The organism is Xanthomonas hortorum, from assembly GCF_040279205.1.
Taxonomy (GTDB): domain Bacteria; phylum Pseudomonadota; class Gammaproteobacteria; order Xanthomonadales; family Xanthomonadaceae; genus Xanthomonas; species Xanthomonas hortorum_F.
The window spans coordinates 12,828-31,397 of record NZ_JBEOLS010000001.1 but is presented as its reverse complement, the minus strand read 5'-3'; the positions used below and the strand labels follow the sequence as shown (position 1 = coordinate 31,397).

Sequence of the window (18,570 nt, the reverse complement as noted above, 5' to 3'; positions counted from 1 at the left end):
CCTGTCACCTGCGATGACGGTACGACGCACCACAGCGGCTTGACGCACGCGGCCGCTTGGCAGATGGTGCGGCATCCCCGCCCACTGGTATGCCGCATGCGCCGTCTTTGCCTCCTCGCCCTTGCGTTGTTGATCCTGCTCAGCGGCTGCGCCAGCAGCGGCGGCACCTGGGTGGAACTGGCCGGCACGCGCTACCAGGTGGAGCTGGCGCAGAACGATGCCGACCGCGCCAAAGGCCTAATGTTTCGCGATGCCATGGCGGACGATCACGGCATGCTGTTCGTCCACGACCGCCAGGAGCCGCTGGCGTACTGGATGAAGAACACCAAGATCGCGCTGGATATCCTGTATTTCGACAATGAGCGTCGGCTGGTCTCGCAACAGCGCGACGTGCCGCCGTGTTCAGCCGGCGACGCCTGCCCGCCCTACCCCAGCAAGCGCCCGGCCCGTTACGTGCTGGAACTCAATGCCGGCCAGGCCGCCAGGCTCAACCTGCAGGACGGCGCCAGCCTGACCCTGAGCCCGGATATCCCAAAGCTCAAGTGAATCTCACGCGACAGGTACTTCCTGTCAGGAAGTACCGGACTTGAACCACGCGCCGCTTGCCGACACTCTTGGCAGCATGGTTGACATGCTCCCACTTCCCCATTGGACCGCGCTCGCCAGCCTGGACGACGACGCGGTGCCGTTGATGTCCACCGCGCTGCTGATCGCGCGCGACGAGTATCCGCAGTTGGATGCCGAGCTGTACGACACGCTGGTGCAGAGCCACGTCGAGCATCTGCGCCGCGAAGTAGAAGCGATCGATCTGTGGCCGCTGAAGATGGCCGCGGTGAATCGCTATCTGTTCGACGAGTTGGGCTACTCGGGCAATCACGACGAGTACTACGACCCGCGCAACAGCTACCTCAACCAGGTCTTCGAGCGCCGCCTGGGCAACCCGATCTCGCTGGCGATGGTGCAGATCGAAGTCGCGCGCCGGCTGGGCATTCCGCTGGCGGGCGTGTCGTTTCCCGGGCATTTCCTGGTGCGTCTGCCGGTGGACGACGGCGTGCTGGTCATGGATCCGTTCAATGGCGGCCGCCCGCTGGGCGTGGACGAGCTGCGCGAGCGCGCGCGTCCGCATCTGGGTGGCGAGGTTCCCGACGATCGCGCCCTGGCGCAGATTCTCGACCCGGCGCCACACCGCGCGATCCTGATCCGCATCCTGCGCAATCTGCACGGCGTGTACGCCGATGCCGAGCACTGGGACCGCGCCGCGCGCAGTGCCGACCGCATCCTGAAGCTGGTGCCGGACCAGCCCGAGGCACTACGCGATCGCGGCATGGCCTATCTGCATCTGGGCCACCGCAACGGCGCACGCCACGATCTGTCGCGCTATCTGCAGCTCAACCCCAGTGCGCAGGATGCGACCAATTTGCATGAGCATCTGGTCGAGCTGAACAGTCAGCGCGCGCGCGCGCACTGACTGTTGCTAACAAGAAGACGCAATACCCCTATCGAGGCTGACCCTGAGGAGACCTGGGCACCTGATAAGAGGTTATATACTCACCGTTCGCACCATATATAACTACAATATTATAATTTGCATCACTGTAGACTACTTGTGCACTGCAAGGGCAATTTGCCTGAGCTGTTATCATTCCGCTTGGCTGCGCTATAGCGCCCTGTGCATTGGTTCCTATAGGCAGCTGAGATGCTGCGCCCGGCACCAGGGATAGCACTGCCAACACATCGTTGTTAAGAGCGTTGATCTGAACGAATTTAAGTCCAGCTTTTTCGAAAACATAGACCTTAAATCGCGGCGACAGGCTCAGATTCGCTTTACCTGTCGGTAAACGCTCTCCCATTCCCTGAATTAGAGACTGTTGACCGCCCGTGGAACCAATTGCTCCAAATGAAACCGCAAACAATAAACCCAATATCGTTGCACGCATCGAAAATTTCAACATAAAAATTCCTTTTAGTATTGAAAATATTTTGGGACTTACGCTTGGACTTAACCAACCAAAAATGGTGGCGTTTCTGGCAGCCGTCGTCGGCCGCACTTGGAGGCTACGCTTCTTAAATTTGGCTTGCAACTTCAAAAATAAGACGCTTCAGTCAAAGGAGATTAAATCCATTACTATAAAGACATAAAATCAATAACATCCTTTAATGGCTTTCCGTCAGCCGATCTCGATCATCTCGAAGTCGTCCTTGGTCACGCCGCAATCGGGGCAGGTCCAGGTCTCCGGGACGTCTTGCCAGCTGGTGCCCGGGGCGATGCCTTCTTCGGGGATGCCGTCGGCCTCGTGGTAGAGAAACCCGCAGACGACGCACATCCAGGTGCGGTAGGTGGTCGTGGATGTCTCGCTCATCGGATAATCGCGGTCACGCAACGGTGGGGCTGCATTGTCCCATCCCACCCACCGCTTCCGGAAGCGCTGCCATGCCCGACCTGCACAACGCCCGCGGCGTCTACCTGATCACTCCAGACGAGCCCGACACTGCGCGCCTGCTCGCGCGTACGCGACCGCTGCTGCCTGCCGTCACCTGGCTGCAGTACCGCAACAAGCAGGCCACCACACCGCTGCGATTGGAACAGGCCAGCGCGCTGCGCGAGGCCTGCGCCCCGTACGGTGTGCCGTTGATCATCAACGACGATCCGCAGCTGGCACGACAGGTGGGCGCGCAGGGCGTGCATCTGGGCGAAGACGATGGCGAGGTGGCGGCGGCACGCGCGCTGTTGGGCGCGCGCGCCATCATCGGGGTGTCGTGCTACGACGAGATCGCGCGTGCGCAGGCGGCGGTGGCGGCTGGTGCCAGCTATGTGGCCTTCGGTGCGTTCTTCCCGACCACGACCAAGGTGACGACACGTCGCGCCTCGCCTGCGCTGTTGCAGCAGGCCGCTGCGCTGGGAGTGCCACGCGTGGCGATCGGCGGCATCGCGGCTGCGCAGGTGCCGGAGTTGGTAGCAGCAGGCGCCGAGTTGATTGCGGTGGTTAGTGGCGTGTACGCCGCGCCGGATCCGGTTGCGGCAGTGCAGGCATATCGGGCCGGGTTTGCGCAGTAGCGCTGCTGGCAGACGATAGAGTTGCCAGCGACACGCGCTGTCCAAGACGCCAGACGCAAGACCATCAAGATTTCGAGTCGTAGCGATGTTTGATGCAGTCGGAAGCTCAGGTCAAAGCTTGGTTGGTCAAGCGCGCGGTGCCCTCACCGCTCGCGGGACACGCCGTGAATCCGTCCCTGGAGGCTCGGTGGCGGCATCCATGCCGCCACACGGTCCCGCAATCGGCGAGGACACCGCACCAGAATGTTTGTCGGTCGCTTGGTAAAAAGCTGAGCGTCTCGCAAGTGCGTGGGCTTGCTTTGCTGGTACGGGTTGCAGAACTACATGTGCGCTAGCAAGTTAGAAGCACATGATGCATTGCTTGAGCCATGCACACCGACCGCCTCGACTGGTCCTTGCCCGCCTACCGTCGCGGGACCTTACGCGGCATGGATGCCGCGTAAGCGCCTACACGGACGTACTTGCGGCGTGTCCCGCGATGGTAGGCGGGCAAGGGCCCTGCAGCAAACCCGCATATCAGCCGCTCTACAAGTGATCTATCCGCATCATCCACCCCACTCAAGACAACCGAATGATCGAGTCGTCGCGTCGGATAGATGGAGACAAAAGCTCAGTGGGCCGAGGGCACGCTGCCCTCGCCGCACCAGAGCGTTGGCCGTGACCCGGTAAAAAGTCGCGCGGGTCGCGCGCCTTGTTCAGACGATTGAAGCTGGTTAGAGCCCCATCGCTAAAAAAACAGCGGCACGTGCCATCACGCGTCGCTGCTGGTTTTGACTCCGTCGCCCAACGCAATTAGAAGTCGTAGCTCAGCGTCACCCGGCCCGAGCGCGGTGCCTGATAGGCGACGACCTGATCCCATAGCGGGTTGGTGGTGTTGTCGGGCAGCTGCGAGAACGGATAGATGTTGGTCGCGGTCTGCTCGTTGGTGATGTTGAACACGTCGAAGCGTAGTGCCAGCTTGCCGGCGGCGAATGCCGGCTTGTAGGTCACACCCATGTCGAGCTGCGCGATCCAGCCCAGACGCCCCTGCGAGCCCGGAGGCGATGCCACGCCGGTGCCGGTTTCCGGGTTGTAGCAGTAGTGGTACGGCCCGCCGGTGATCGCGCTGCCACCGTAGCCGGCCGGATCCGTGCCGGGGTAGTTGTCGCCGTAGTAGTTGCCCAGGCAGTTATGCGGCGCACCCGAAATCAGGCTGAAGTTGGCCGACGCACCCCATTGCGGATTGAACTGGTAGAAACCGAACAACTTGAGCTGATGGCGGTGATCGTTGGATTGATCACCGTTGAAGTGTTCCATCAGCGCCGCGTGGTCCCAGCTCTGCGTGGTGGAGACCGACGCCTGGCCCTGATAGCTGCCCAGTGCGCCGCCGGTGCGCCACAGGTCCGAACGCACCTGACCTTCGGTGGTGCCGTAGCTATGCGACCAGACGTAGTTGACCTTGGCGTACCACTGGCCGTCGAACGGGCGCTCCAGGTTGAACTCCACCGCCGAGTAATTACGCTTGAACTTCGGGAAGCCCGCCGCCTCGCGACTCACCGCCACTTCATGGAACTGACCATCGGTGCCGATCACGCCCCAGGTGTTGGTCTGGCCGGGATTGATCAGCGACGCACCGGCTACCTGCGAGAAGTCGATAGTCACGCCTTGCGCGGCGGCGGCGGCGATCAACGCAGTGTTGGAGACATCGTAGTTCTGATCGTCGATACCCGCATTGAGGCGGCGATGCGTGCCGCGCACGCCCAGCACCCAGCCGGTGTCCAGCTGCTTGGTGAAACCAAGGATGATCTCGTCCTGGTTCTCGCCTTCGATGTCCTTGACCACTGCGGTACGTACATCGGCGATGCGACCGAAGCGCGAGTTGGCCGACACCGCCGAACCCAGCTGCTGCGCCACGATCGGCGTGCCATCGGCATTGATGCCGCTGTAGGTAAAGTAGGTATCGGTGGTGGTGGCCGGGGTGAACAGGCTCACTGCCGACAGCGGCAGGCCAAGGTAGTAACGACCGATGTTGCCGAACACCTTCAGGCTTGAATCGCCGTTGACGTCCCAGCTGAAGCCCAACCGTGGCGCCCAAGCATTGTCCACTTCGATATAGGGGTCGCCGGACGGGGTGTAGTTGGTGAATTCGTCCTTGCGCAGGCCGATGCTCAACAGCAAATTATCGGTGACCTGCCACTTGTCTTCGATGTAGTAGGCGCGTTGCTTGGCCTCGTACGAATACAAGCTGGTGTTGATGTTGCGCACCACGTAATAACCGCTCGATCCGTTGACCGGATCGACCAGGCCCGGGCTCGGCGCACCGATGCCCCCAGCTTCGTTGGCAGACTGGCTGACCAGTCCGCCCGTCCCTACACCGTTAGGATCATCGGTCTGGCCGTAGGTCCACGAGTATCCAGGGCCACGTAATTGGGAACCAACATCGATACCCTCGGACTTCTGGTTGTCGATACCGAAGTTGAGCGTGTGGTGACCGATGCGCCACTCAAGGTTCAGACGCTGATTGTCCTTCTTGTAGGCACGGTCAGGCGACGTGATCGCCGTATTTACCGGCTGCCGTCCTTCTATGGGAGTACCGCCCGTGTAGGCAGGATTTTGCAATGCGGTGCTGTCGATGAACGGGCCATCCTCAGCGTTGTAGTTGTACTGAGTCAGCTCGTCAGGCGTTTTCATCTTGCCGTACAGCGCGGTCACGGTGAGGTTGTCGCTGAGATAGCCGGTGTACTTGCCGGTGAACAGGGTCGGGCCGGTCTTCCAGGTCGCGTCGTTAGTGATATAGCTGCCACGCTCACGTGCCAGGTAATCGTAGCGATAGATGGAGCCGTTGGTTTCGGCCTCGTCGCTGGCGCCGGTCACCTCGATCAGATGATTGTCGGTGATGTTCCAGTCCACCTTGGCGTACCAGCGCTTTTGCTTGTAGTCGTAGTCGGTGAGGCCACCGGTACGGCCGTTGTCGGTGTCGCGATTGGTGCCGACGCGCACGCCGTCCGAATCCACCTGCTCGGCCGCCAGGAAGAAGAACAGCTTGTCCTGGATGATCGGCCCGCCGACATAGGCGCTGTAGGTGGTCTGGTTGGCTTCGGCCTCGCTGGCCGGCTGGTACAGGCCGTTGGCTGCGCGGGCATACCGGTAGGCGGCATTGTTGACGGTGCTGCCTTGGCTGTCCGGGCGCCAATAGATATCGCGCTGATTGGCGCGCAGGCCGTTCGGCTCCCAGATGACCGCTGCGCCGAACTTCCACTCGTTGGTACCGCGCTTGCCGATCTGGTTGATCACGCCGCCGTTGGCGCGGCCGTATTGCGCGCCGTAGCCGCCGGTGAAGATTTCCTGCTGGTCGATGGCGCCGTACGGCAGGGTCAGACCGCCAAGATTGTTGCTGATGGTGGTGGTGTTGAAGCCGTTGAGGTAATAGGCGTTTTCGCTGGCGGCCGAGCCGCCGAAGCTCGGCAGCGAACCGCCGAGCGGGCCGTTGTCGAAGCCACCGCTGTTGACCACCACGCCCGGCGCCAGCAAGGCGATGGCTTCGGCGGTGCGGCCCAGCGGTAGTTGCTGCAGCTGCTCGGCGGTGACCACGGTGCGCGTGTCCACGCTGCTGACGTCGATGGTGGTCAGGCCTGCGGCGGTAACGGTGACGCTATCCAGCGTCTGCATACCGCTCCCCGCGGCGGCGGCGAACGACACATCGGTGTTGGCGCCAACGGTGATGGCGACGTTTTCGCGGGTTTCCACCACCGCGCCATCGCGCTTGACCGTGACCTTGTAGGTGCCCAGCGGCAGATTGCCGGCGGTGTAACGGCCGCGTGCATCCACCGGCACTTCGCGGGTGAAACCGCTGTTGTTTTCCACCAGCACGCTGGTGCCGCTGCTCTGCCCCACGCTGCCGACGATGCTGCCGCTGGTGGACTGCGCGTGGACGCTCCCCATGGCCACGACCAGCGCCAACGCCAAGGCACGCTTCTGGATACTACGGTTCATGCTTTCTCCCCAAGTCTGGAACTGTCGGCAACGCGACAAAAATGAACGGCGCCAGTGGCTACTGGAATCACACTTTCTGAACATCCGTATCGAAGCGCCAATGACCACCCGCCATCAGCTCATGCCCCAAACCATCGATACCGTCCCGTTCGATCATAGGCAGCTGCGTTGCCCTACCCGCCTGCTCCGACGGGTAGGCAGGCACACGGTGGGTAGGCGGATAGGGGCCGCAAGCCTGACAATGGCGCGTGCGCTGCCCGTGGTCGGGCAGCGCCGCCCCATCGGCATCACTCAAGGATCTACGCGCATGAACCACTCCCGCTCCCACGCCCTGTTCGCCCAGGCGCAGACCCTGCTGCCCGGCGGCGTCAACTCACCGGTGCGGGCGTTCAAGTCGGTGGGCGGCGAGCCGTTCTTCGTGGCGCGCGCCGATGGCCCGTATCTGTATGACGTGGACGACAACCGCTACATCGACTACGTGGGCTCGTGGGGGCCGATGATCGCCGGCCACAATCACCCGGCGGTGCGCGAGGCGGTGGAGCGTGCGATCCGCGATGGGCTGTCGTTCGGTGCGCCGTGTGCGGCCGAAGTGACCATGGCCGAGACGATCAATCGGCTGGTGCCCTCCTGCGAAATGGTCCGCATGGTCAATTCCGGCACCGAAGCCACGCTGTCGGCGGTGCGCCTGGCGCGCGGCGCCACCGGGCGCAATCGCATCGTCAAGTTCGAAGGGTGTTACCACGGCCATGGCGACTCGTTTCTGGTCAAGGCCGGCAGCGGCATGCTCACTCTGGGCGTGCCGACCTCGCCCGGCGTGCCGCCCGGCCTGAGCGAGCTGACCGCCACCCTCACCTTCAACGATTTCGAAGGCGCCACGGCGCTGTTCGACGAGATCGGCGCTGATGTGGCGGCGGTGATCATCGAACCGGTGGTCGGCAACGCCAACTGCATTCCGCCGCAGGCCGGCTACCTGCAGCACCTGCGCACACTGTGCACGCGGCACGGCGCGCTGCTGATCTTCGACGAAGTGATGACCGGCTTCCGCGTTGCGCTCGGTGGCGCGCAGGCGCATTACGGGGTGACCCCGGACCTCAGCACCTTCGGCAAGATCATTGGCGGCGGCATGCCGGTGGGCGCATACGGCGGCCGGCGCGACCTGATGGAGCAGATCGCACCCTCCGGCCCGATCTACCAGGCCGGTACCTTGTCGGGCAATCCGGTGGCGATGGCGGCGGGCCTGGCGATGCTGGAGCTGGTGCAGGAGCCGGGCTTCCACGCGCGCCTGAGCGCGCAGACCAGCGCGCTGTGCGAAGGCCTGGAAGATGCCGCCCACGCGGCCGGCATCGCGGTCACCACCAACCATGTCGGCGGCATGTTCGGTCTGTTCTTCACCGACGAGATCGTGGAGAGCTACGCGCAAGCCACCGCCTGCGATATCACCACCTTCAACCGTTTCTTCCACGCGATGCTGCAGCGGGGCGTGTATCTGGCGCCATCGGCGTACGAAGCCGGCTTCATGTCCAGCGCGCACGACGCTGCGGTGATCGAAGCCACGCTTGCAGCGGCACGCGAGGCATTTGCGGAAGTGGCGCGCTGAGGCGCATTCATGCGGGTCGCTGCGGGATTCGATTTGCGCAGTGACCACCGCAAACTTTGCTTTTGTCTTGTGGCTGTCATACCTTTCTGAAAGGTGTCCACGGACGGGCATGGGTGGGGACCCTCGAAGCAGCGGATGTGTCGTCGTCGCCGGTCACGGTGACGCCTGGTGCGTCGCCGCTGTTTCATCACGATCTGCAGTGCGTCGAGTCGACGCGCTGCCGACGCTTGCCACGGCCGCCCTCGCCTCATGCTCAAGCCTGTTGCGTTGCTTACTCCGCGCCCGTCACCGTCGCGCGATTCCGTTCTTCCCGATTGGCTGCTTGCCAGCAAGCTGGAGCCGCCGCTGTCGCGCCCTGGTGCGGTGGTACGTGGCGCGTTGCTGGCTGCGCTGGATCAGGCACATGCACGCCCGCTCACGCTGTTGCTGGCACCGCCAGGGTTTGGCAAGACCACCCTGCTGACGCAGTGGCATGCGCAGCTGTGCGGGCGCGATCACGCCGCTGTGGCGTGGCTGTCGCTGGACGAAGAAGACGCCGACCCCGCGCGCTTCCTCGGCCATCTGGCCTTGGCGCTGCAGAGCGCAGGGGCGGATCAGGCACTGTGCGCAGCGGTGCTGCATAACCGCGATCAGGACCCGCGCGAGGCGGTGACGGTGCTGATCCGCGCGCTGCGCGCCGCACCACGGCGCATCAGCGTGATTCTCGACGACTACGACCGGCTCGGCAGCGGCATCGTCGACGAGCTGGTGTTGCGCCTGGTCGAACACAGCGGCGGACGTCTGCACCTGTTGCTGGCCACCCGACGCATACCGGCGCTGCCATTGGCGCGCCTGGATCTGCAGGCGCTGCTCAGCCGCGTGGGCAGCGCGCAACTGGCGCTGGACGAGCGCGAAGCGCAGGCATTGCTGGGGTCGCAGGTTCCCGCGCCGGTCGTGGAAGAATTGCTGCGTTACACCGAAGGCTGGCCGGTGGCGCTGCATCTGGCGCGGCTGTGGCTGGAAGGCGGCGCGCAACGTCAGCAGGAAGTGGCCGCGCGTTTCTCCGGGCGCAGCGCGCAGATCGCCGCGTATCTGGCCGAGCAAGTGGTCAACGATCTGGATGCCGACACGCGCGATCTGTTGCTGCGGACCAGTGTGCTGGAACGCATCAACGCCGCGCTGGCCGATGCAGTGCGCCAGCGCGATGACAGCGGCCGACTGCTGGCGCGGCTGGAACATTTCCACGGCCTGCTGGTGCCCATGGATGGCGAGCGCGAGTGGTTTCGCTATCACCCGTTGTTCGCCGACTTTTTGCAGCAGCTGCTCGATCGCGAGCATCCTGGCCAGGCCATGCAACTGCATCAACGTGCCGCGCGCTGGTTCGGCGATCATCAGTATCTGGCCGAAGCGGTGCGGCACGCATCTCGCGGCGATTGCGGCGACCTAGCGGCCAGCTACATCGCACGTGCCGGTACCTGGCAATTGCTGCTGACCCACGGCACGCATGCAGTGCGCGCGCTGCTGCGTCACTTCGAACACCGCACCATCCGCGACACCCCGGCGCTGAATCTCACTCAAGCGCATCTGCATGCGAAGCTTGGCGAATTCAGCCACGCGCGGTTGTTGCTGGAACGTTTCCGCGACTTTCCCGCTGCACTGCGTGAGCCCTTGCAGCGCGATTACACCGTTGTGGTGGCGGCACTGCGCGATCGCCTCGATGAGATCTGCGGTAACCCGCATGGCCTGACCCAGATCGCCGCACAAGCCTCCGCACTGGACGAAGACGACCATCTCGGACGCGGCATGCTGCTGTGCATCTGTGCCACCACCGCCATTGCGCAAGGCGCCTTTGTACTAGCCGAACGCTATGCCTTGAACGCACGCGATGCGATGCAGCGTGGCGGCAGCGAACTGGGTGCGAGCCAGGCGCTGTTGTCGTTGGGCCAGAGTTTTTTCTATCGCGGTCGCCTCAGCGACGCCGAGGCCTGCTACCAACAGGCACTGAGCGGTTGCGCACGCACGCCGCAACTGGATCGCGTGCTGGAAGCGGCCGCCAACTGTCTGCTCGCGCAACTGCATTACGAACGCGGGCATCACGATGATGCGGCCGATCTGCTGCATCCGGCGCTGGAATTGCTGGAGCAACACGACGGCGGCATGGACGTGCTGGCGGCCGCTTATGACACCGCACTGGGATTGGAGCGCGTGCGCGATCACAGCGGGCGCAGTGCCCTGGCGCTGCTTGAGCACATCGAACAGATCGCGCATGGGCGCAAGCTGATGCGGCTATCGGAACTGGCCGCAGCCTGGCGCCTGATGCTGTTGCTGGAGCATCCAGGCAATGCCGCCATCGATGTCCTGATCGCGCGCACCGGCGGTGAATCCGGATTGGCGCATACCCTGCGCTCGGCGCACCGTTGGCGCGACCGCGCGGCGATGGGCTTTGCGCTGGCACGCTGGCATCGCCTGGCAGGGCGCAGCAGCGCGGCGCTGACCATCCTGGGCCAGATCGAACACGCCTGCCTGGCCAATGACAACCTGTGCCATCTCGCCCGCACCCGTGCGCGCATCGCGCTGGTGCTGCAGCAGCGCGGCGAACTGGTCGCTGCGCTGCCGCATCTGTACAGCGCGCTGGATCATGTGGCGCTGACGCAAAGCTGGCAGGCGATCGTCGAACTCGGCCTGCCGGCCAAGGCGATGCTGCGCTCGCTGCGTCAACACGACCCGCATACCGTGGGCGGCACCACGCGTGCGCTTACCATTCAAGCCTTGCTCGAACGCCTCAGTGGCGACGAAGACCCGGCCGGCGATATTTTCAGCGAACGCGAATTGGAGGTGCTGGCACAACTGGCACGTGGTTACTCCAACAAACAGATCGCACGCTGTTTGCACCTGTCGGAAAACACCGTCAAGTTTCATTTGAAGAATCTCTACCGCAAGCTCGACGCGCGTAGTCGCGAAAGCGCCTTGGCGCAGGCCTTGCAGCGCGGATTATTGCGGGCGGTGGATCCGCATGCTGGCTCGGATGCGGCACCGAACTGATCCGAGCGCGTGTATCATAGCCTGCGCTTGACGCGCATGTGCATGCGTTGCGACATCGCCTGTCAGGCGATGTCGCAGACCCCATCAGCCAAAACTCAGCGTGCCTTTCATCATTGCCCAATGGCCCGGGAATGAGCAGAAAAAGGTGTAGTCGCCGCCCTTGCTCAACCTGCTGGTCGTAAAGCTCACCGTGGTGCTCTCGCCGCCGCCGATGACCTTGGTGTGCGCGATCACGCGGGGGTCGGCTTTGGGTAGATAGCTATCGGCGATGCTGGAGCGTACGCCGGCATTGGCGACGGCTTGAAAATCGGCGGCCTTGGTCAACACCCAGTTGTGGCCCATCACCGTGGCGGCCATCTTGCCGGAGTGCTTGAGGGTGAGGTCCACCTGCGTGCAGTCGGGCGCCAGCTTGATCGCGCTCTGGTCGAACTTCATCTGATCGTTGCCAGTGATGGTCACCGCGCAAGTACGCGCCCATGCCGAAGGTGCCAGCAGCACCAGTCCAAGCACCGCAATCGTCGAAAACAGCTTCAAAGGAACACTCCTGCGATAAAAGATGCGCGACGCCCAGCGCGCCTGGTCACCCCAACGCGTTCGCATGCGCCGGTGTGACCAGAGTAACGCCTCATGCGTACCGGAAAAAAGCATCCATCGGATCCTGCACATCGGCGGTGGCTTCCGTCAGCGGCAATGGGCCGCGCTTGCCGGCCATCACCTGCACGAACGCCTGCTTGAAGCGTGCCATCTCCGCTTCGGTGCCAACCGTGATCCGCGACCAGGTCGGCCACACCGGCCAGCTGCGGCCGATGAACACGCCATGGGTGGCCATGTCGTCCTTGAAGCCGGCAGCCGGGCGCCTCACATCGACCATGAAGCAGTTGCTCTCCGATGCGGTGCAGGCGTAGCCCTGCTTGGCGAGAAACGCCATCACATCCTTGCGCGTGGCCGCCGTGCGTGCGCGGCGCTGCGGCACCAATGCCGGATCCCGCAGGCTGGCCAGGCCTGCAGCAGCGGCAGTCACCGGCAGGCTGTTGACGCTGTAGAACATCAGCTTGGCCAGCAGGTCCGGGCGTGCAGCTGCATAGCCCAGGCGAATGCCGGCCATGCCGTAAAGTTTGGAGAAGGTGCGCAAGACCACCACGTCCTCGCCTGCGGCGACCATGTCGACCACGCTGCTGGTGCTGTTCGCAAAGTGGATGTAGGCCTCGTCCACCACCAGCACGCTGCCCTTGGGCTTGTGCGCCAGTGCGTAATCCAGATCCTTGCGCGCAGTCACCGAGCCGGTGGGGTTGTTGGGATTGCAGATGTAGATCACGCCCGGGCTGGCGTCGGCGGCGCACATCGCCTGCACGTCGTGCGAGAAGTCCTTGCGCAACGGCACCTTGATCAGTTTGGCGCCATTGCGGGTGGCGGCGCGCCAACCGGATTCGTAGGTGGGATCTGCGGTGACGAGCGCGGCGCTGGGCGAGGTGAACGCCAGCATCGTGTAGTCCAGCGGTTCGGTGGAACCGGCGTAGGCCATCAGGTGATCGACCGGCAGCTTGAGCTCGGCGGCCAGGGTATTCATCAGTTCCATCTGCACATCGCGCAGGTAGCGCCCACCTTGCGGTGCGATCTGCGCGATGGCTCTCACCGCTGCCGCCGATGGGCCATCCGGGAATTCATTGGAGCCGATCATCACCGGCGACAACGCACTTGCCGGTGTCGGCACGATGGCGGCGGAGCGTTCGGCGGCGCTGGCCAACAGCGGCAGCGCACTTGCCCCTGCAGCGCCGGCAAACAGCGCGGAGTCACGTAGAAACGTGCGGCGCGAAAGAGCAGTTTTCATGACAACCTCCAACAATATGGCAATGCGGATTCAAGGACGAACGGCGACCACTTCGATTTCCACCCGATACAGCGGATTGCCCAGCGCGGCAATCTGGAATGCAGAGCGCGCCGGCAGATTGGGCTGCTCCTTGGTGCCGAAGAACTGACGGTAGCCTTCCATGAAACCGTTGAAATCCATCTTGCCGCCCATCGCTGGATCGCCGACCAGAAACACCTGCATCTTCACCACATCGCCCATGCCCAAGCCGAGTGCTGCGAGTTGCTGTTTGATCTGGTTCAACACGCTGACCGTCTGCGCCTTGGTGTCGCCATACGCAGCGGCCGAATCTTTCGGCGCGCTGGTGTCCACCACGGCCGGTACCTTGCCGCTGACGTAGACGGTGGCCTTGCCGGCGGGAATTTCCACTGCGGCAGCGATGGGGAAATCGCTATTGGGAATCTTGTGGCGGATCACCTCTGCAGCATGCGCGGCGGTGAGACCTGCGGACCACAGCATGGCGGCGGTGAGAACGGCAGTCACGGGACGGAACATGGCAACTCCTTGCATGAGAGAGACAAAGGGAAAATCAGTGGCGCAGCAATTTGACGTCGTCGGCGGTGACGACCTCGGCGTGGTCGTTGCCGAAGTGCGTGCGCACATAACTCACCACTTCGGCCACCTGGCGGTCGTTGAGCATCTCGCCGAAGCCGGGCATGCCGGCGTGGCCGTCGAGCACCATCATGGTGACGTAGGGTCCGGCGGCCAGCTTGGGATTGCCGGCAAGCGCGGGGTATTCGCCTGCGCCTTGTGCGCCGCGCCCGGCCGGCATGTGGCAGCCCTGGCAGATCGCCTGATAGACATCCTGGCCGGAGGCCTTGGCAAACCCTTGTTGCGGAAACAACTGCGTGGCATCGGAACTCTGCGCCTGCGCGTTGTACGCGCCCGGCGGCAGCAGCAGTGCAGCCATCGCAACGACGAACGTGGCAGCGGCCAAGCGTGGCAACAGACTCATGCGCGATCTCCTCCGGCCAGCACTTTGCGATGCAGACGGCCGACGACATCGTGCGCGGACAAAATCGCGCCTTCCTGCCAGGCCGGGATATAGGACACGTGCTCACCGGCCAGCGCCAGGCGCCCATCGATCTGGCACAGCGGCGTGTAATGTTCGGCACGCGCCTGCTCGCTCCACATGCCGAAACAGCCATGGGTAAACGGCACGCGGTGCCAGCCGACCGAGATGCCGTTCTCGAATTCGCGTGGATATTGCGGATGCAGCTGCGTGCCGTATTCGACCGCCTTGCGCACGCGCTGCTCCGGGGTCATCGAGGTGAACTGATAAGCGTCCAATCCCCACACATACGCGCCGAGCAGCACGCCCTTGCCGGGGCTGTGATAGTTGGTACTGGGGTAGCTGATCAAGGTGATCGGCAGATCGGTGTAGCTGATGCCGCCGTAGATGGCCTCGTCCTCTTCCCAGAAACGGCGCTTGAATTGCAGGCCCACCTTCACCGATGCCGCATACGGCACCTGGCCGATCGCAGTGGTCATCGCGTCGCTGGCGGTGACCGGAATACGGCTGAGCACCGATAACGGAATCGTGCAGATGCACCAATCGGCGCTGGCGATGCGTTCTTCGCCGCCGTGCGCGGCATCCTGCCAGCAGACGCGCACGCCGTTGCCGTCCTGATCGATCCTGGTGACCTTGGCGTTGTAGGTGATGGCATCGCCAAGCTGCTTCGCGAACGCCTTGCCGATCTGGTCCATGCCACCCACCGGCTGGAACATGGTGGTCTGCATTTCGTAGTTGTTGCCGGCCGCCAGCGTGGTCCACAAGCGCGAGCGCAACACGTCCTGCACGCTGAAGGGATCGGAGAACTCCGGCTTGCCCGACAGACCGCCGCCGGGATACCGCGCAAAGCCGCGGCGCTCGCTGCTGTCCTTGCCTTTGACATAGCCGAACTTGTGATCCAGCGCGCCCCAGGTGCGCAAGGACTCCAGCAACACTTCCTGGTCTTCGCGGCTTACGCTCTTGTCCAGGGCGTGCTGCTGTGTGCACTTGGCCAGCAGCTCGGACACGTGGCCCTTGTAATCGGCATCGATGGCGCGAAAGCGCTGCGGTTTGCCGCCGAAGCCCTTTTCGCTATGCAGCAGCGCGTTGTAATTGACCTGATTAAAGGCTTCCAGCGCCACGCCGAATTGCTTGCAGTAACTCAGCACCGCCTTGTGGTGATGCGGAATGCGCCACGGGCCGGGATTGAGATACAGCCCCTGGTCGAACTGGCAGTGCTGCGTTGCCCCGCCCAGTTCGGTGTAACGGTCGCCGCCACGCAGCGTCCAGTTACGGCCGCCGGGGCGGTCGTTGTATTCCAGCAACTGCACGCGATACCCGGCCTTGCGCAGTTCGAAGGCCGCCGCCATGCCGGCCAGCCCTGCACCCAGAATCAGCACCGAGGCGCCCTTCGGGTCGCCATCCAGTTGCAGCGGCCCTTTGAAATTTGATTCGGCTGCCATGCCCAGGCTGCTCATCGCCTGATACATCATCGCGCCGCCAGCGGTCATGCCGATACGCGCCAGCAATTGCCGCCGCGTCATCGCCCCAGAGTGGTTGCCTTGCATCAACGCGTAGTCCTTGCATGTCATGGATCAAGTACGACCGACAAAAACAATGGCGCGGCCGGCAGCGACGCCGGCCGCATCACTGGCTCAGAACTTGTAGGCCAGGCTGGCAAACAGCTGGCGTGGTGCGATCAACTGATACGAGCCGGAGCTTTCGTTCGGGAACACCGCACCGATCGCATCGTCCTTGTCAAACAGGTTGTAGACCGACAGCTGCAGTCGCCCACCGGCAAGAAACCCTGCATCCTCGCCCTGATAACCCACGCTGCCGTTGACGATGAAGGTGGCATCCACCTGATCGGTGTTGAGTGTGTCGCCGTAGCGCTTGCCGGTGTATTTGGTATCGAGGTTGACGAAGAAATGCTCGCCTTCCCAACCGCCGTTGACGCTGAACATCACCTTGGGCGAATCCGGCACTTCGTTGCCTTCCACCTGCACCAGGTTGCCGCTGACCGGGCCGAAATAGTTGTCCTGGAACTCGGATTTGTTCCAGGTCAACGAGGCACCCAGCCGCCAGCCCGGCGCCGGCTTCCACATGCCGGACACCTCCGCACCATAGGTCTGCACGTCGCCGACATTGGCGTAGACGGTGGGTGCCACCACCAATGGATCAGGATCGGTCAGCGCGATGATGCGGTTTTCGTAATCGATCTTGTAAGCGGCGATATAGCCGCTCCACTGGCTGGATTCGGCACGGATGCCGATGTCGATGTTGGTGGATTCTTCCGGTGCGATATCCGGATTGAACGCACCGGAGGTCAACGCCAGCCGCGGGGCGGAGCTGAAGTTCTCTGCGTAGTTGGCGAACAATTGCACGCCTTCGGCAAGCTGGAAGCTGGCGCCGACCTGCGGCTGGAACCAGTCGCTGTTCTTGATGGTGACATCGCGGCGCACGCCGACATTGAAATCGTCCAGATTGGCGATGCCGTTGTAATCGCGCTTGACATCCAGGCCCTTGGCGCCGAATTCCATCGTGAGCCGGTCATCGAGCAGGCGCAGCGTGTCCTTGATGTAGAGCTGCTTCACCTCGGTGGAGAAGTGGTTGTCGTAGTAGATGACGATCGGCAGCGAGCCCTTCAGCAGCGCGCCGGTGGCAGGGTCCAGGTTGTACAGCGGGCGCACCTGGTCGAAGTCGTAATTCTCGTACCAGGCGCCAACTTCGAGCTTGTTGTGCTCGGTCTCCCACGACACTGCGGTGGTCACACCATAACGATCGCCGCCCATGATTTCTTCGCGCCGGGTCATCGCACCGACGCTGGTAACGTTGCCGTTGGCATCCACGATCTGGGGGTCGTTGATGGCGATATCGGTACGCCCCGGCGTGCCGGCGATGGCATCGTTGTATAAACCGGTGGCGGTGCTTGGCGGGGTGCCGCCGACGCCGTAACCATGCTTGTTTTCGTAGTAACCGGTGAAAGTGAAGCCGATCGCATCGTTGAACAGAAAATCGCCGTGCAGGCTGAGCAGCGAATCGCGTCGGCCGTTCTGCCATTCGCTGTAGTGCTCTGCATCCACTTCCGGATTGCCGGTGATGCGTTCGTGCAGATCCCACGACACCGAGCCGTCGGAGTTGTACGACTGCACGTCGTAGTCCTTTCGGTTGTTGTAGATCCAGCCCAGCGTCAGGCTGCCCGCATCCCAGGCCTGCCGGATCTTGGCTTCGAAGTGGTCGCTTTTTTGCGTGGCCGGTTCCATGTCCCACACCCCGCCCTGCGTGCGCGATGCGGAGAGGTACGCGCTGGGGCCGCCTTCCCACCAATCCGGCGTATCCAGGCGCACGAAGCTGCGCACCAGATCGTCCGAGCCAATGGTCTGGGTGAGATTGCCGCTCCAGCTGTCGCCCCCCTTCGGTGGCAGGCTGGTGTAGCGGATCGCACCGCCGAGTGCGTGATACGAGGGCTGGGTGACATCGCCGGAGCCTGCCGACACGGTGACGTCGAGCAGGTTCTCGCTGGACACGTAACGGGTGATCGGCCCGCCTTCGCGGGTGTCGAAGGTTTCGATCGGGATGCCGTCCAGGGTCACGCCGATCTGGTTGGCAGAGAAGCCGCGGATGGTCATCGAGTCGCCGAACTCGTACAGCCCGAACGGATCGGTGGTCTGCACATTCACCCCGGGCAGGCTCGCCAGTAACTGCTGTGGCGCCACGCCGGGCACCTGGGCCTGGATTTCGGCCACCGAGATCGACGCGGTCGTGCGAGTGGAGCCGGTGCCGACCACGCTGACCGCATCGAGCGTGCGCGCTTCCTGTGCCAGTGCGGGCAGGCTGTGTGCGCCGGCCAGCAACAAGGTCATCGAGGCAAGCGTGTGGCGACGCGTGGCGGTGGTGAGAATGGCGGCGACCGAGACCGCCAGCTGATCGGTTTTGAAGCGCTTAGGCATGCAATCGACCCCTGGATGCGTGTAGCGTGCTGAGTGACCGGGCCGCTCCCCCAGACCGGCTGACACCGCAAATGCGGCATGCATCGACCATAACCAGCGCAGTTCCGCCGCAAGCCG

General features: G+C 63.3%; 14 protein-coding genes. 5 read left to right on the top strand and 9 right to left on the bottom strand.

What is annotated here, in order from left to right:
* Window positions 1-96: 96 nt before the first annotated feature.
* Window positions 97-546 carry a DUF192 domain-containing protein gene (locus ABS769_RS00130; RefSeq protein WP_024938108.1) on the top strand — a complete coding sequence of 150 codons (450 nt, stop codon included), beginning with the start codon at window positions 97-99 and terminating at the stop codon, window positions 544-546.
* Between the two features lie 40 nt (window positions 547-586).
* Window positions 587-1,468, top strand: coding sequence for a SirB1 family protein (locus ABS769_RS00125; RefSeq protein ID WP_317059761.1), 882 nt, complete (start codon window positions 587-589; stop codon window positions 1,466-1,468).
* A 28-nt stretch (window positions 1,469-1,496) separates the two neighbouring features.
* On the opposite strand, the gene ABS769_RS00120 is transcribed toward ABS769_RS00125, so the two are convergent.
* Together ABS769_RS00120 and ABS769_RS00115 are read right to left on the bottom strand one after the other, a co-directional pair.
* Window positions 1,497-2,087, bottom strand: coding sequence for a hypothetical protein (locus ABS769_RS00120; RefSeq protein ID WP_317059760.1), 591 nt, complete (start codon window positions 2,085-2,087; stop codon window positions 1,497-1,499).
* 81 nt (window positions 2,088-2,168) lie between these two features.
* Entirely contained in the window at window positions 2,169-2,408 is a 240-nt protein-coding gene (locus tag ABS769_RS00115) for a rubredoxin (RefSeq protein ID WP_317059759.1), read from the bottom strand.
* Between the two features lie 23 nt (window positions 2,409-2,431).
* On the opposite strand from ABS769_RS00115, the gene thiE reads away from it, so the two are divergent.
* On the top strand, window positions 2,432-3,055 hold the full coding sequence (gene thiE / locus ABS769_RS00110; protein ID WP_317059758.1) for a thiamine phosphate synthase: 624 nt from the start codon (window positions 2,432-2,434) through the stop codon (window positions 3,053-3,055).
* 792 nt (window positions 3,056-3,847) lie between these two features.
* On the opposite strand, the gene ABS769_RS00105 is transcribed toward thiE, so the two are convergent.
* The gene (locus tag ABS769_RS00105) at window positions 3,848-7,027 is read right to left on the bottom strand and encodes a TonB-dependent receptor domain-containing protein (protein WP_317059757.1); all 3,180 of its coding nucleotides are present in this window, start codon (window positions 7,025-7,027) and stop codon (window positions 3,848-3,850) included.
* Window positions 7,028-7,334: 307 nt separating this feature from the next.
* Here ABS769_RS00105 and hemL point away from each other — a divergent pair, with 307 nt between their 5' ends.
* Together hemL and ABS769_RS00095 are read left to right on the top strand one after the other, a co-directional pair.
* A complete protein-coding gene (gene hemL / locus ABS769_RS00100; RefSeq protein WP_317059756.1) occupies window positions 7,335-8,624 on the top strand; it encodes a glutamate-1-semialdehyde 2,1-aminomutase in 1,290 nt (429 codons plus the stop codon).
* Window positions 8,625-8,873: 249 nt separating this feature from the next.
* Window positions 8,874-11,645, top strand: a complete 2,772-nt coding sequence (locus ABS769_RS00095) for a LuxR C-terminal-related transcriptional regulator (RefSeq protein WP_350498039.1) — start codon at window positions 8,874-8,876, stop codon at window positions 11,643-11,645.
* A gap of 84 nt (window positions 11,646-11,729) precedes the next feature.
* Here ABS769_RS00095 and azu read toward each other — a convergent pair whose 3' ends face one another.
* The 6 genes from azu to ABS769_RS00065 all read right to left on the bottom strand — a co-directional run bounded on the left by azu (window position 11,730) and on the right by ABS769_RS00065 (window position 18,453).
* Window positions 11,730-12,179, bottom strand: a complete 450-nt coding sequence (azu, locus tag ABS769_RS00090; RefSeq protein ID WP_317059753.1) for an azurin — start codon at window positions 12,177-12,179, stop codon at window positions 11,730-11,732.
* Window positions 12,180-12,270: 91 nt separating this feature from the next.
* Window positions 12,271-13,473, bottom strand: coding sequence for a pyridoxal phosphate-dependent aminotransferase (locus ABS769_RS00085; protein ID WP_317059752.1), 1,203 nt, complete (start codon window positions 13,471-13,473; stop codon window positions 12,271-12,273).
* A gap of 30 nt (window positions 13,474-13,503) precedes the next feature.
* On the bottom strand, window positions 13,504-14,007 hold the full coding sequence (locus ABS769_RS00080) for a RidA family protein (RefSeq protein ID WP_023904987.1): 504 nt from the start codon (window positions 14,005-14,007) through the stop codon (window positions 13,504-13,506).
* 34 nt (window positions 14,008-14,041) lie between these two features.
* On the bottom strand, window positions 14,042-14,467 hold the full coding sequence (locus ABS769_RS00075; protein WP_115040897.1) for a c-type cytochrome: 426 nt from the start codon (window positions 14,465-14,467) through the stop codon (window positions 14,042-14,044).
* Window positions 14,464-16,071: a flavin monoamine oxidase family protein gene (locus tag ABS769_RS00070; RefSeq protein WP_317059751.1), complete on the bottom strand. Its 1,608-nt coding sequence runs from the start codon at window positions 16,069-16,071 to the stop codon at window positions 14,464-14,466. The genes ABS769_RS00075 and ABS769_RS00070 overlap by 4 nt, the downstream gene beginning before the upstream one ends.
* Before the next feature lie 87 nt (window positions 16,072-16,158).
* Window positions 16,159-18,453, bottom strand: coding sequence for a TonB-dependent receptor (locus tag ABS769_RS00065; protein WP_317059750.1), 2,295 nt, complete (start codon window positions 18,451-18,453; stop codon window positions 16,159-16,161).
* Window positions 18,454-18,570 lie beyond the last annotated feature (117 nt).